At 63.4% G+C, this 13,353-nt stretch carries 16 protein-coding genes; 5 read left to right on the plus strand and 11 right to left on the minus strand.

Annotated features, from left to right (window positions below):
* Nucleotides 1-133: 133 nt before the first annotated feature.
* From tuf to HBA99_RS19600, 5 genes are all read right to left on the minus strand, one after another.
* Nucleotides 134-1,327 carry an elongation factor Tu gene (tuf, locus tag HBA99_RS19580; protein ID WP_070952075.1) on the minus strand — a complete coding sequence of 398 codons (1,194 nt, stop codon included), beginning with the start codon at nt 1,325-1,327 and terminating at the stop codon, nt 134-136.
* A 68-nt stretch (nt 1,328-1,395) separates the two neighbouring features.
* Nucleotides 1,396-3,501: an elongation factor G gene (gene fusA / locus HBA99_RS19585; protein WP_030096666.1), complete on the minus strand. Its 2,106-nt coding sequence runs from the start codon at nt 3,499-3,501 to the stop codon at nt 1,396-1,398.
* Nucleotides 3,502-3,578: 77 nt separating this feature from the next.
* Nucleotides 3,579-4,049: a 30S ribosomal protein S7 gene (gene rpsG / locus HBA99_RS19590; RefSeq protein ID WP_030096665.1), complete on the minus strand. Its 471-nt coding sequence runs from the start codon at nt 4,047-4,049 to the stop codon at nt 3,579-3,581.
* The gene (rpsL, locus tag HBA99_RS19595; RefSeq protein ID WP_003929602.1) at nt 4,049-4,423 is read right to left on the minus strand and encodes a 30S ribosomal protein S12; all 375 of its coding nucleotides are present in this window, start codon (nt 4,421-4,423) and stop codon (nt 4,049-4,051) included. The genes rpsG and rpsL overlap by 1 nt, the downstream gene beginning before the upstream one ends.
* Before the next feature lie 323 nt (nt 4,424-4,746).
* Nucleotides 4,747-5,355: a TetR/AcrR family transcriptional regulator gene (locus tag HBA99_RS19600; protein WP_070952074.1), complete on the minus strand. Its 609-nt coding sequence runs from the start codon at nt 5,353-5,355 to the stop codon at nt 4,747-4,749.
* Nucleotides 5,356-5,532: 177 nt separating this feature from the next.
* On the opposite strand from HBA99_RS19600, the gene HBA99_RS19605 reads away from it, so the two are divergent.
* Nucleotides 5,533-5,946, plus strand: coding sequence for a DUF3060 domain-containing protein (locus HBA99_RS19605; RefSeq protein WP_057967515.1), 414 nt, complete (start codon nt 5,533-5,535; stop codon nt 5,944-5,946).
* Between the two features lie 38 nt (nt 5,947-5,984).
* The gene (locus HBA99_RS19610; RefSeq protein WP_070932939.1) at nt 5,985-6,419 is read left to right on the plus strand and encodes a DUF3060 domain-containing protein; all 435 of its coding nucleotides are present in this window, start codon (nt 5,985-5,987) and stop codon (nt 6,417-6,419) included.
* A 7-nt stretch (nt 6,420-6,426) separates the two neighbouring features.
* Here the strand turns inward: HBA99_RS19610 and HBA99_RS19615 are convergent, their stop codons facing one another.
* From HBA99_RS19615 to HBA99_RS19640, 6 genes are all read right to left on the minus strand, one after another.
* Nucleotides 6,427-6,969 carry a DUF3558 domain-containing protein gene (locus HBA99_RS19615; protein WP_057967447.1) on the minus strand — a complete coding sequence of 181 codons (543 nt, stop codon included), beginning with the start codon at nt 6,967-6,969 and terminating at the stop codon, nt 6,427-6,429.
* On the minus strand, nt 6,966-7,526 hold the full coding sequence (locus tag HBA99_RS19620) for a DUF3558 family protein (RefSeq protein ID WP_046254683.1): 561 nt from the start codon (nt 7,524-7,526) through the stop codon (nt 6,966-6,968). The genes HBA99_RS19615 and HBA99_RS19620 overlap by 4 nt, the downstream gene beginning before the upstream one ends.
* 74 nt (nt 7,527-7,600) lie before the next feature.
* The gene (locus HBA99_RS19625; RefSeq protein ID WP_070922959.1) at nt 7,601-8,368 is read right to left on the minus strand and encodes a crotonase/enoyl-CoA hydratase family protein; all 768 of its coding nucleotides are present in this window, start codon (nt 8,366-8,368) and stop codon (nt 7,601-7,603) included.
* Nucleotides 8,365-9,108 (minus strand): PaaX family transcriptional regulator C-terminal domain-containing protein, encoded by a 744-nt coding sequence (locus tag HBA99_RS19630; protein ID WP_070932937.1) that lies wholly within the window; start codon nt 9,106-9,108, stop codon nt 8,365-8,367. The genes HBA99_RS19625 and HBA99_RS19630 overlap by 4 nt, the downstream gene beginning before the upstream one ends.
* 2 nt (nt 9,109-9,110) lie before the next feature.
* A complete protein-coding gene (locus HBA99_RS19635; protein WP_070952450.1) occupies nt 9,111-9,998 on the minus strand; it encodes a crotonase/enoyl-CoA hydratase family protein in 888 nt (295 codons plus the stop codon).
* Between the two features lie 21 nt (nt 9,999-10,019).
* On the minus strand, nt 10,020-11,654 hold the full coding sequence (locus HBA99_RS19640) for an acyl-CoA dehydrogenase family protein (RefSeq protein WP_070932935.1): 1,635 nt from the start codon (nt 11,652-11,654) through the stop codon (nt 10,020-10,022).
* Between the two features lie 86 nt (nt 11,655-11,740).
* Here HBA99_RS19640 and HBA99_RS19645 point away from each other — a divergent pair, with 86 nt between their 5' ends.
* The 3 genes from HBA99_RS19645 to HBA99_RS19655 all read left to right on the plus strand — a co-directional run bounded on the left by HBA99_RS19645 (nt 11,741) and on the right by HBA99_RS19655 (nt 13,352).
* The gene (locus HBA99_RS19645) at nt 11,741-12,445 is read left to right on the plus strand and encodes a hypothetical protein (protein ID WP_070922962.1); all 705 of its coding nucleotides are present in this window, start codon (nt 11,741-11,743) and stop codon (nt 12,443-12,445) included.
* Nucleotides 12,446-12,506: 61 nt separating this feature from the next.
* Entirely contained in the window at nt 12,507-12,863 is a 357-nt protein-coding gene (locus tag HBA99_RS19650) for an ArsR/SmtB family transcription factor (protein ID WP_057967442.1), read from the plus strand.
* A gap of 3 nt (nt 12,864-12,866) precedes the next feature.
* On the plus strand, nt 12,867-13,352 hold the full coding sequence (locus HBA99_RS19655) for an SRPBCC family protein (RefSeq protein ID WP_030096653.1): 486 nt from the start codon (nt 12,867-12,869) through the stop codon (nt 13,350-13,352).
* Nucleotide 13,353: the final 1 nt, after the last annotated feature.

Raw genomic sequence — 13,353 nt, forward strand, 5'->3', positions numbered from 1 at the left:
CAGTTCCGCCGAGCGGGAGTCTCACGGGACGAAACCGGCCAAGGCCCTCGCCAGATTCCCTCTGGGCGAGGAGAAAACACGAAAACGGCGCCCACCCCTGAAGGGTGAGCGCCGTTTTCTTGGCGTCTTTAGATCACTTGTGGATCTTGGTCACGCGACCGGCGCCGACGGTACGGCCACCTTCACGGATCGCGAAACGCAGACCCTCGTCCATGGCCACCGGCTGGATCAGCTTGACGGAGATGTCGGTGTTGTCACCGGGCATCACCATCTCGGTGCCCTCGGGCAGAGTCACCACGCCGGTCACGTCCGTGGTACGGAAGTAGAACTGCGGGCGGTAGTTGTTGAAGAACGGCGTGTGACGGCCGCCTTCGTCCTTGGACAGGATGTAGACGCTGCCGTCGAACTCGGTGTGCGGGGTGGTGGTGCCGGGCTTGACCACAACCTGGCCACGCTCGACGTCCTCACGCTTCACACCACGGACCAGCAGACCAACGTTGTCGCCGGCCTGACCCTGATCGAGCAGCTTGCGGAACATCTCGACACCGGTGACGGTCGTCTTGGTGACGGTGTCCTTGATGCCGACGATCTCGACGTCCTCGTTCACGTTGATCACGCCACGCTCGACGCGGCCGGTCACCACGGTGCCACGACCGGTGATGGTGAACACGTCTTCAACGGGCATCAGGAACGGCTTGTCGGTCTCGCGAACCGGGTCCGGGATCGACTCGTCAACAGCGTCCATCAGATCGCCAACGGTCTTGGCCCACTCGGCGTCGCCCTCGAGCGCCTTGAGCGCGGAGACGCGAACCACGGGAGCGTTGTCACCGTCGAAGTCCTGGCTGCTCAGCAGCTCACGAACTTCCATCTCGACGAGCTCGAGGAGCTCCTCGTCGTCCACCATGTCGGACTTGTTCAGCGCGACCAGGATGTAGGGCACACCGACCTGACGAGCGAGCAGCACGTGCTCGCGAGTCTGCGGCATGGGGCCGTCCGTCGCGGCGACCACCAGGATCGCGCCGTCCATCTGGGCGGCACCGGTGATCATGTTCTTGATGTAGTCAGCGTGACCGGGGGCGTCAACGTGTGCGTAGTGACGCTTCTCGGTCTGGTACTCCACGTGCGAGATGTTGATCGTGATACCACGAGCCTTCTCTTCGGGAGCGTTGTCGATCTGGTCGAAGGCCGACGCCTCGTTCAAATCGGGGTACTTGTCATGCAGCACCTTGGTGATAGCTGCAGTGAGAGTGGTCTTGCCGTGGTCAACGTGACCGATGGTCCCGATGTTGACGTGCGGCTTCGTCCGCTCGAACTTCGCCTTCGCCACTTGTGTCCTCCTGGACTCTTGTTGTTGTTACTTACAGTGTTGCGCCAGGGGCGCGGTGCTCCGGCGGACTATTCGCCCGTTGCCTTCGCGATGATCTCCTTCGACACGTTCGCCGGAACTTCGGCGTACGAGTCAAACACCATGGAGTAGTTAGCCCGGCCCTGGGTCTTCGACCGAAGGTCGCCGACGTAGCCGAACATCTCCGACAGCGGAACCTGTGCCTTGACGACACGAGCACCGCTGCGCTCCTCCATAGCCTGGATCTGGCCACGGCGGGAGTTCAGGTCGCCGATCACATCACCCATGTAGTCCTCGGGGGTGGTGACCTCGACAGCCATGATCGGCTCGAGGATGACCGGCTGGGCCGACTGGGCGGCCTTCTTCAGAGCCTGCGAACCGGCGATCTTGAACGCCATTTCCGACGAGTCAACGTCGTGGTACGCACCGTCGAGCAGGGTGACCTTGATGTTCACCAGCGGGTAGCCGGCCAGGATGCCGTATTGCATGGCGTCCTGCGCACCGGCATCCACCGACGGGATGTACTCGCGCGGAACGCGTCCACCGGTGACCTTGTTCGAGAACTCGTAGGTGGCGCCGTCCTCGGCATCCACCAGCGGCTCGAGGCTGATGATCACCTTCGCGAACTGGCCCGATCCACCCGTCTGCTTCTTGTGGGTGAATTCGACGTTCTCGACCGTCTTGCGGATCGTCTCGCGGTAGGCCACCTGCGGCTTACCGACGTTGGCCTCGACCTTGAACTCGCGGCGCATGCGGTCCACCAGGATGTCCAAGTGGAGCTCGCCCATGCCACCGATGATCGTCTGACCGGTCTCCTGGTCCAGCTTGACCTTGAAGGTCGGATCCTCTTCGGCCAGCTTCTGGATCGCGGTGCCCAGCTTCTCCTGGTCGCTCTTGGTCTTCGGCTCGATGGCCACCTGGATAACCGGATCCGGGAAGGTCATCGACTCCAGCACGATCTGGTTGTTCGGATCGCACAGGGTGTCACCGGTGGTGGTGTCCTTGAGACCGATAACCGCGTAGATGTGGCCCGCGGCGGCGGACTCGACCGGGTTCTCCTTGTTGGAGTGCATCTGGAACAGCTTGCCCAGACGCTCCTTCTTGCCCTTGGTGGAGTTGACCACCTGAGCACCGGAGTCGACCTTGCCCGAGTACACACGGATGTAGATCAGCTTGCCGAAGAACGGGTGGGTGGCCACCTTGAACGCCAGCGCACTGAACGGCTCGGAGGTGTTGGGCTCACGCGTGATGAGCTCTTCTTCCTTGCCCGGGACATGACCGGTGGTGGCACCGACGTCCAGCGGCGACGGCAGGTAATCGATGACCGCGTCGAGCATGGGCTGTACGCCCTTGTTCTTGAACGCGCTGCCGCACAGCACCGGGTAGGCCTCGGACGTGATGGTCAGCTTGCGGATCGCAGCCTTGATCTCGTCGATGGTCAGCTCTTCGCCGCCCAGGTACTTCTCCAGCAGCTCTTCATCGGTCTCGGCAACGGCCTCGAGCAGCGCTGCGCGGTACTCGTCGGCCTTGTCCTTGAGCTCAGCGGGGATCTCTACGGTCTCGTAGCTCTCGCCCATCTTGGTCTCGCCACGCCACACCTTGGCGTTCATCTCGACCAGGTCGATGATGCCTTCGAAGTCGTTCTCGGCACCGATCGGCAGCTGGATGGGCAGCGCGCGCGCACCGAGACGATCCTCGATGGTCTTCACGGTGAAGTAGAAGTCGGCGCCCAGCTTGTCCATCTTGTTCACGAAACAGATGCGCGGAACGTCGTAGCGGTCGGCCTGACGCCACACCTGCTCGGACTGCGGCTCCACGCCTTCCTTGCCATCGAAGACCGCCACGGCTCCGTCCAAGACACGCAGGTTGCGCTCGACCTCAACGGTGAAGTCGACGTGCCCAGGGGTGTCGATGATGTTGAGCTGGTTTTCTTTCCAGTAAGCGGTCGTCGCGGCCGACGTGATGGTGATGCCGCGCTCCTGCTCCTGCTCCATCCAGTCCATGGTGGCTGCGCCGTCGTGGACCTCACCGATCTTGTACGTGATACCGGTGTAGAAGAGGATGCGTTCGGTCGTGGTGGTCTTGCCGGCATCGATGTGGGCCATGATGCCGAAGTTGCGGACCTTGTTCAGGTCGGTCAGCACTTCCTGTGCCACAGAAGTTTCCGCTCTTTCGCTTCGAATTGGGGATTGACGAACTGGGCGGGCCTCGCCGTGAAGTGAGGCCCGTCAGATCACCAGCGGTAGTGCGCGAACGCCCGGTTGGCCTCGGCCATCTTGTGGACATCCTCGCGGCGCTTCACCGATGCGCCCAGGCCATTGCTGGCGTCCAGGATCTCGTTGGCAAGCCGCTCGACCATGGTCTTCTCACGACGAGCGCGCGAGAAGCTCACCAGCCAGCGCAGGGCCAGGGTGGTGGAGCGATCGGGACGCACCTCGACCGGCACCTGGTAGGTGGCACCACCGACGCGACGGCTGCGCACCTCGAGGGCGGGCTTCACGTTGTCCATGGCGCGCTTGAGGGTGACGACCGGATCGGTGCCGGTCTTGTCCCGGGCCTGCTCCAGGGCGCCGTAAACGATGCGCTCGGCGATGGACTTCTTGCCATCGAGCAGCACCTTGTTGACGAGCTGGGTAACCAGCTGCGAACTGTAAACCGGGTCGTTGACCAGGGGGCGCGACGGCGCGGGTCCCTTACGCGGCATTAGCTCTTCTCCTTCTTGGCGCCGTAGCGGCTGCGAGCCTGCTTGCGGTTCTTGACTCCCTGGGTGTCCAGCGAGCCGCGGATGATCTTGTAGCGCACACCGGGGAGGTCCTTCACACGACCACCACGCACGAGCACCATCGAGTGCTCCTGCAGGTTGTGGCCCTCACCCGGGATGTAAGCGGTGACCTCCACCGCGCTGGTCAGCCGCACACGGGCCACCTTCCGCAGCGCCGAGTTCGGCTTCTTCGGGGTGGTGGTGTAGACGCGGGTGCACACGCCACGGCGCTGCGGGCTGCCCTTAAGGGCCGCGGTCTTCACCTTGGCGATCTTGTCCCGGCGACCCTTACGGACCAGCTGGTTGATGGTTGGCATGTACCGGCTTTCTGTCTCTAGCTACTACTGGGCTCTAGCACTGCGAGCCCATATGAAGGCCCTGTTGTCCTGCGGTTTTCGCCCGTATCGGTATCCCGAGGCCGGGCGTGTCGCACGCACCGCGGCCGCGAAGAAAAACTCCTTCACCCTCTGGGCATGCGAATTGACCTGGCGCCCTATCTGACCCCCGCTGGGTAACCCAGTGGTGGCCATCGGCCAGGCACAGCGCCCTACCATACCAGGGCTGATCACGGTGAGACAAACTCGCCTACCAGCGACAAAGCGCAGGTCATCGACAACTCACCGATGCGCGGGCAACTTGCCTACTTGCGCTCGGCAAGACCCGACGCGAAGCGGTGCACCATCTCCGTAAACGCGACATCGGGATCCATCTCGATGCCCGCCATGAAGCCCGTCATCTCCAACATGACGAAGCCGTGCATCGCGGCCCACAGCTCGACGCCCGCATGGAAGGCGGTGTCCTCATTGAGCCCGTAGACGCCGATGGCCTCGGTCGCGGGCTTGGCCAGCTCGCGTGCGTCGATGGTCGGACGGTTCACGGCGTCCAGGAACGGCATCCTGGTCAGTGCGGCATATCTACCGGGGTGGTGGTGTGCGTAACTGCGGTACGCGCCGGCCATCGCCAGGATCGCGTCCTCGCTGGTGCGCCCCGAGCTCACGGTGTGCAGCATGCCCACGATCTCGGCCAATACCCGGTCACGCACCTCGTGGCGCAGATCATCAAGGCTGTCCACATGGTTATAGAGCGAGGGACCCTTCGTGCCGAGCTCGACGGCCAACGCGTTGATCGTCAGCGCATCCCAGCCGGCCCGATCCAAGAAGGACAAGGCGGCGTTGATGACCATGTCGCGGTTGAGCCGTGTTGCCCGCGCAGAGTTCCTGCGGTGCGCGGTTGCGGGCTCGGTCGTCACGTGTGGTCCACCTTCTGGGGGTGAGTCGTTCTAGTGCAGTGCTCTTTGGTGCGGCCTTGTGGAGCAGATGGCCTGCTATGACCCTATCTCCCCCATCGTCACCTTTGTGTTTGTCAGCCCATCGAGTCTGTCGTGGCGCCCGGTGCCTTATTCTCATCGGGTGACCTGGACGCTGAAATGACACACGTTCTAGTTTCCGTGGGGCAGCGAGCGCTGGTCGCCGTCCTGGCGACCGCCGGCATCGCCGCGTTGGCGAGTTCGTCGGCGGGCCGTTCGGACCTCGCAGACAACATTCGCCTGGTGAAGAACGGCGACACCCACATCACCCAGTACGGGCTCGTGACCACTATCGATTGCAGCGATTCGACCGTCTTTGTGAACGGGTCGCAGAACGTCATCACCGCTCTCGGCAGCTGCTACGCCATCTCAGTGCAGGGGTCCTCCAACACGATCATCGCCGACAACGTGGTCAACGACATCACTGTCTACGGCTTCAACCAGAAGGTCCTCTACAAGTCCGGTGAACCGGCAGTCATCGATCGCGGGCGCGAGCTGGGCATGATGAATTTCATCGACCGCATTCCCGGCTAACCCCCTGCCGTCATCCAAAACTCCGGATAATCGATGTCATGTCCCGCCATCATGTGGTCCTGGCCCTCGTCGCGCTCGGACTGACGGGCTGCGGTGCCATCAAACCGGGTTCGAGCAATCCGACGCCCGGCACCTGGACTCCGCCGTCCACCTCGGCCTCGTCCAGCCCCTCCACACCGACCTCTGCCAAGGTCGATATCGGGGATGAGACGGTGATCGGGTACTTCGGCCAAACCACGACCGCCGCGTGCGACGAGGGCAAGCGCCTGAACATCACGGGCGCCAACAACACCCTCACCATCACCGGCACCTGTGACAAGGTCACCGTCTCGGGTTTCTCGAACACCGTCACGTTCGACGAGCTGAAAACCGAAGTGACGGTGACCGGCTACGGGAACAAGCTGACCTACAAGACGGGCGAACCCAAGGTCAACAACTACGGAAGCAACAACACCATTCAGAAGGCTTCCTAGCCACCGCTCACAACACCGTCTGCACGATGTGTTCGACCAGTTGGCGAGCAGCAGCGCAACTATCGCCGCCCTTGCGGTACTGAACCCACCAGGTCAACGAACCGGTACCGGCCGGAACCGTCACCCCGCAGCCCCCGCCGGGGCCAGTGCTGGTGAACCCCTTGCGGCCGTTGATCGTAATGTCGGCGGTCTTCTGTCCCATCCCGTCGGCCGACGTGCGATCGCGGTCGACGTCACCGCCCTCGTAGTAGGCGTACAAGAGGTCGATGAGATTTCCCGCATCATCGGCTGCGACCCAATAGCACAGTGCCCCAAAGAAATTCTGGTAGACCTGGGCAGCCTTGACGGTCTCCACGATCGTCTTCTCATCGAGCGGACCACACTGGCCGTTTGCGAATCCGTAGGGGTCCAGCTTGTCGTTCTCGCCTCGCTCGTTGGAGTTCAGTGACTCTCCCGGAGCGACGGCGGAACCGTCGACGGTGCGCGCACACCCGGTGGGGCTGACGAGGAGCAGCGCCGCTGCGGCAAGCGCGCCGACAATCCGTTTCATTGCTTGCCTACCTTGCTGAGCAGTGAGTCCATCAGGGTCTCGACGGCCTTGCACGGGTCGTTTTTGACGTCTCCCGATTGCAGGGACCAATGCAGGAAATCGGGCCCGGATCCCGCGGACAGCTCACACAACCCGACATTGCTCACGCGGTAACCGGGATAGGACTTGGTGGTCACCGATTCCACCGTATGTCCGAGGTTTCGCGCGACGGACGCCTCCTTCTGTGCCGAGCTGCCCCGATACCAGTACAGCGACAAAGACGTATCTCCGGTTCCGGGGCCGGTGGACCACCGGCAGCCAAGCAGGCTATCCACATCGCGCTTGAGTGCTGGATTACCCACCGCTGCAGTGACTTCCGCATCGGTCATGCCACCGCAGTCGCCGAGTTTGAAACCCTTACCGGGCCCGTTGTTCACCTCGGGAACCGTGGTCACCTGCACATCGGGAGATCCGCCGTCGTCGTCACCCCCGGAGGACCGCGGCGAGCAGCCAGCCAGCACCACGGCGGCAACAACCAGGGCCGATACCGGAACCATCCGCACACTCACGGTGTCCACAGTACGTCCGTATCCCGTGGGTCTCCCTGAAGTCTGAGTGTGTCGGCGCTACTACTGCCCCGGGCTCAGACAGCTCAGACCCCGGCTCCATGGCGGCCGGCACCCGCGGCAAACCGGCCGGCTCCCTCCAGCGCCTCGGCCGCCACCCGCTCGATGCTGCCGAACTCGTTATCCAATGCCGCGTCCTCGGCCATCCCCCACTGCGCGATCGCCGAATCGCGGTCTGCTCGCACACATTGCTGGGGGAATGCCGCGATCTCCGCCGCCAACGCCTCGGCGGCAGCTCGGGCCTGCCCACGAGGTACCACGCGATTGGCCAGGCCGATGTCCAGCGCCTCTGGTGCGGCGACGGGACGCCCGGTGAGGATGAGGTCCATGGCACGCGAGTGCCCGATCAACCGCGGCAATCTGATCGTCCCGCCATCGATGAGCGGCACGCCCCAGCGCCTGCAGAACACCCCCAGGACGGCGTCCTCCTCGACCACCCGAAGGTCACACCACAACGCGAGCTCGATACCACCGGCGACGGCATGGCCCGATATCGCAGCGATCACCGGCTTGGACAGCCGCAGCCGTGACGGGCCCATCGGACCGGGGCCCTGCGGGTGCAGTTCATTTCCACGGTCGGTGCCCATGGCCTTGAGATCTGCTCCGGCACAGAATGTTCCGCCATCACCCCAGAGCACCGCCACGGACGCCTCCGGGTCGGCGTCGAACTCGGCGAACGCCGCGAGCAGCGCCGCGGCGGTCGGGCCGTCAACGGCATTACGAGCGTGAGGGCGGTTGAGAATGACCGTGGTCACCGGTCCTGCCTTCTCTACGCGAACAGCATTCTCACTCACAGGGAGGCCTCCTCCATCTCAGCATTGTCGCGCAGTTTCACCAGTTCATCCTTGAACTCCCGGTAACGGGAACGTATTTCGTCGGCCGGCCAGTCCGTCGGCAACAACTCATCCGGCAGCACCGGGTCGGCGAGCAGGTGCCGCACCATCGCCGCAGCCAGCACAAATCGCGCAGGAATTGCCTCGGCCTGATCCCACCACCGCAACAGGGACGTCGCATAGAGCGACCACCCGGGCAGATCCCACAGCTGAGCGGACAATGCTTCGGGGGTCGCGGTCCGGGTCTGCAACACCCAGACGTGGTCGGTCACCGACGGTGGCAGCTCGATGTCCAGATTGTCCGGACGCAGCCACACTCCCTCGCGCAGTTCTCCGAAACGGCTTTGCCGCAACGTGGTTCGCAGGTCATTGCGGTCACGCGCATCGCGCCCCACGCTGGTGATAACCAGCTGTGTCCAGTCTCCGTCCCAGGAGCGCCGGTGCGGATCGCAGGCCTCGTCCTGCCGCAGCTGACGAGCCTGCAGACGCTCGGCGAGCCGATATCCCGATTCGGTTCGCGCAAGATCTCCCGCAGAGACCATCCGGGTCAGCGCCACCCTTACAGTGGTATCACTGATTCCGAACAAGGTTGTCAGTGAACGTATTTCGCGCACAGACAGCTCTGCGGGGTGTGCACCCAGCAGCAGGCTCAGGATGACCGAACGCGCGGTCATCGGGTGATGCTCGACCGGGTTAGTCATCGCTACAGATCGGTGGGCCTGCGGCCGTAATCACCGAAGGGCTCATCACGATGCCGGACCGCTTGCCGGTAACCGTTCGTCATGGCATCGAACGTGAACGCGTGGGCCTCCGCGGTGTGCCGGGATATGCCGTCGAAGACGGTGCCCACCATGGCGCTATTGGCAATGCCCTGGTTGATGAGCACCGAGTTGCATGCGAGCTTGACCATTATCAACTGGTTCAACGGCATCGCGGCGATCCGCGCCACCAATCGCTCGGTGCGCTCGTCCAGATCATCGGGCTCCGGCGCTTCGACCGCCAAACCCCACTCGTATGCCTGCTTACCCGACAGACAATCTCCGGTAAGCATAAGACGTTTCGCCCGCTGATCGCCGAGCTTGTGCGCCCACAGCCCGGTGGCCGGTACACCCCATACCCGGGTGGGCGGGTACCCGATCTTGGCATCGGCAGCGACGATCAACTGGTCGGCATGCAAGGCGATGTCGGTACCACCGGCCACGCAATACCCGTGCACCTTCACCACGGTCGGCTTGTTGGCGTGCAACAGCGAGGAGAAGCCGCGGGTGAACCGGCTCATCATCTGGTAGTCGAGCATGGGGTCCCAGTTGATGTTCGGCAGGTGGTTGCGCAGCTGCACCTCACCATCTAGTGCGGTGCCTGAATACTGCGCCATGCCTTCATCGTTCGCCTCAGCATAGGCACTGAGGTCGAAGCCCCCGCAGAATCCGTCTCCCCTGCCCGACACCAGGATGACGTGAACCTGCGGATCCAGGTCGGCACGCTCCACCAGTGCCGCCAGTTCCAGTGGGGTCTCGGCGATGATGGCGTTGCCCTGTTCGGGCCGGTTGAAGGTAATGCGCGCGACGCGGTCGGTGACCTCGTAGGTCATCGTCTTGAGTGTGTCCACCGGCTAGCTACCCGACTTGACGGTCGCCCGCTCCAGGATGGGCGAAAGGTCCAGTCCGGTGGGGAGAGTGCCGAACGCACCACCCCAGTCACCGGCAAGCCGGGTCGCCAGGAATGCCTGTGCGACCGCCGGATGACCATGACGGACCAGCAGCGCCCCCTGCAGCGCGAGGCAGATGTCCTCGGCGACCTTGCGGGCACGGTAGGTAACCGAATCCAGATCACCGAGCTGCGAATGCAATCCGCTGATATGGCGGTCCAGCCGTTCGTCCTGGCCCTGGGCGAGCGCAAGCTCCTTGAACAGCACCGCGATGCACTCGGGCTTGGTGGCCATGGCGCGCAACGTGTCCAGGGCGCTGACGTTCCCCGAGCCTTCCCAGATTCCCATCAGCGGTGCTTCACGATAAAGACGCGGCAGTCCTGAATCCTCGACGTACCCATTGCCACCCAGACATTCCATCGCCTCACCGGCATGTGGGGTCGCCCGCTTACACACCCAATACTTGCTGGCGGCCAAGCCGATACGGCGTAGCAGGGACTCGGTCTCGTCACCGCGCGTGGCGCGGTCCGTGGCACCCGCCATCCGCATCGCGACCATGGTGGCGGCCTCCGCTTCGATGGCGAGGTCCGCGAGCACGTTGCGCATGAGTGGCTGGTCGATGAGGTACTCACCGAAGGCCTTGCGATGCTGAGCATGGTGCATGGCCAGCGCCACACCGGTGCGCATGCTGGTGGCCGATCCCAGGGTGCAGTCCAGCCGCGTCATGTTCACCATCTCGATGATGGTCTTGACGCCCTTGCCTTCCTCACCGACGAGCCATGCCGTGGCGTCGTCGTACTCGACCTCCGAAGATGCGTTGGAATGGTTGCCAAGCTTGTCCTTCAAGCGCTGCAACCGCATCCGGTTACGGGTGCCGTCCGGCAGTATCCGCGGGAGGAAGAAACATGACAGGCCGCCGGGCGCCTGGGCGAGCACCAGGAACACATCGCACATCGGCGCCGAGGTGAACCACTTGTGCCCCACCAACGTATAGCTGCCGTCGGCGTTCGGCGTAGCCGTGGTGGTGCCTGCGCGCACATCCGAGCCGCCCTGCTTCTCGGTCATGGACATACCCGCGGTCAGCCCTGCCTTGGTGGCGGGTACCGAAAGCACCGGGTCGTAGACACGACTGGACAGCAACGGCTCGTAGATGGCCGCCAGCTCGGGATTGGCACGCAGAGCCGGTATCACTGCGTAGGTCATCGAGATGGGACACATGTGGCCTGGATCGGCAGTCCATACGCCGGTCTTCGCGGCACGCACGACGTGAGCGCCCGGCCGGTCGTCTGCCCACGGTGCCCCATGTAGTCCGTGAGCGACTGCTTCCCGCATGAGCTCGTGATAGGCCGGGTCGAACTCGATGTCATCGACCCGATGACCCCAACGGTCGTGGGTGTGCAGCACCGGACGGTTCCGGTTCGCCAACTCGCCGGCGCGCTGCATGCGGTCGGTGCCGTTGAGCGCACCGACCTCGACAACCTCGTCGACACCCCACTGACCACCTTCGCGAATGAGGGCTTCCATCAGCACGGGACTGGTCGCGGCGTTGTAGTCGCGCAGGGCGGGGACCTGATTGGTGACGACATGCGTATCGGCCATGCGTCCAGTGTTACATTTCTACGACAACCGCACAAGATCTGTTCACATGCCATTCCGTGCGCCTCTCGTGCGCTAGAAAGAAAAGCGTGGAGAAGGTCGTCTTCGTGCTGCGCCAACCGCTCGACGCCGCCACCGATGAGTGGTCTGAGCAGCTACGCACGAACGTTGTGGACAAGATCCGGGCCACGGGCCCGCATGGCCTGACCATATGCGTGCATGACGCCGCAGTGCGTGCCGCGAGCCTGCGTCTGGTAACCCTGGACCCGCCCTTCGCCGCCGCCGTCAGCGTGTGGGTTCAGCAGTCATATGGTCCGGCGATACGCGAGATCGAGGCAATCCTCGCCGCAGCATCGGCCAATGCACACGGATATCTGGTGACAGAGTCGGTGCCGCTGCCAGCCCCCGAGCCCGAACCGGGATCGCGGTCAACGGGTTTCACCAACATCGCATTGCTGCGCAGGCCCGCCGACATGCCCTTCGACACCTGGCGTCAGCAGTGGCAGGGCGTGCATACCCGCAACGCGCTCGAGCTGCAGTCGACCATCGGCTATGAACAGAACCTGGTCGTACGCGCCGTCACGGCCGACGCACCCGCGATCTCAGCCATCGTCTTCGAGCAGTTCCCCGCGGCGGCCCTCACCGACCCACTGGCCTGGTACGGCGCCGCGGATCAACAGCAGCTGAGCCAACGCGCGATGGCCATGCTCGAGAGCGTCAAAGCCTTTGGAGCCCATGCCAACATCGACACCGTGGCCACCAGTCGATACGACGTAATTCGACCGTTCTCGTGACACCTGTCGCGCCCGCCGACATCACCCTTGACATACAACCAAATGGTTGTAGATTGGAATTGTGACCGACTCGGATGAGGACAGGGCTGACGCCATGTTCCATGCACTCTCCGACCGCACCCGACGCGACATCCTGCGGCGAGTGTTGGCCGGCGAGCACTCGGTCTCGACGCTTGCGGCGAACTACGACATGAGTTTCGCCGCAGTGCAAAAGCACGTCGCCGTGCTGGAGAAGTCCGGGCTGCTGACAAAGAGGCGCAACGGCCGCGAACAGCTGGCCAGCGGCGATGTGGAAGCGGTTCGCTCGGTCGGCACCATGCTCACCGAGCTTGAGCAGTTCTGGCGCGGCAGGATCGCCCGCATCGACGAACTCATTGCATACCCAACATCGACGCTCGAGACACCAGGTAAGGACTGAATCATGCCCGTCACCAACGTCACTCACGATATCGATACCCTGACCATCACCATCGACGCAGAGTTCGAAGCGCCGATCAGCCGGATCTGGCAGATCTATGCCGACCCGCGTCAACTCGAAAAGGTATGGGGTCCACCAAGCTATCCGGCCACGTTCGTCGACCATGACTTCACGCCCGGCGGCCGGGTGAATTACTACATGACCGGACCGGATGGCGCACGGTATGCGGGCTGGTGGGAGCTCACGACCATCGATGAACCGAACAGCTTCGCGTTCAGGGATGGCTTCTCCGACGAAGATCTGAATCCGGTTGACAACATGCCGGTCTCGACGAACCTCTACACCTTCGCCGAAAAGGACGGCCGCACCCTGGCGACCTACGTCAGCACGTTTGAGACTGCCGAGGCGCTGCAACAGGTACTGGACATGGGCGTCATCGAAGGTGCGTCGTCGGCGATCAACCAGATCGACGACCTCATCGGTTCGTAAG

The sequence above is a fragment of the Mycobacteroides chelonae genome (assembly GCF_016767715.1).
Classification (GTDB): domain Bacteria; phylum Actinomycetota; class Actinomycetes; order Mycobacteriales; family Mycobacteriaceae; genus Mycobacterium; species Mycobacterium gwanakae.